The sequence below is a fragment of the Psychrobacter sp. W2-37-MNA-CIBAN-0211 genome, assembly GCF_040309405.1.
Lineage (GTDB): Bacteria > Pseudomonadota > Gammaproteobacteria > Pseudomonadales > Moraxellaceae > Psychrobacter > Psychrobacter glaciei.
This window is the reverse complement of the sequence record NZ_JBEOOU010000603.1, coordinates 1-234: the sequence shown is the minus strand read 5'-3', so window position 1 is coordinate 234 and position 234 is coordinate 1. Positions and strand designations below refer to the sequence as shown.

The window sequence follows — 234 nt, the reverse complement described above, 5'->3', positions numbered from 1 at the left end:
GCGCACGGCCGACAGTGGTGTCGACGATACGGGTGTTGCTCACGCTGCCGCCGTCACGGTCGTTGACGGTTTCGTGGATCCGCACTTTGACCTTGGCGTGCAGTGCGGCTTCGCCGGCACGGAACACACGGTCAACTTCTTGCAGGTCAGCGAACACACGACCTTCGCCCTTGGCGTTGATCGCTTCACGGGTCATGTAGTACAGACCCAATACAACGTCCTGCGACGGAACGA

Annotated in this window: 1 protein-coding gene; it reads right to left on the bottom strand. The window is 60.7% G+C overall.

Annotated elements, in window-relative coordinates; translation table 11 throughout:
• Positions 1-234, bottom strand: a 234-nt coding sequence (locus AAEY72_RS16420) for a hypothetical protein (RefSeq protein WP_352311763.1), incomplete at both ends; no start/stop codon positions are given.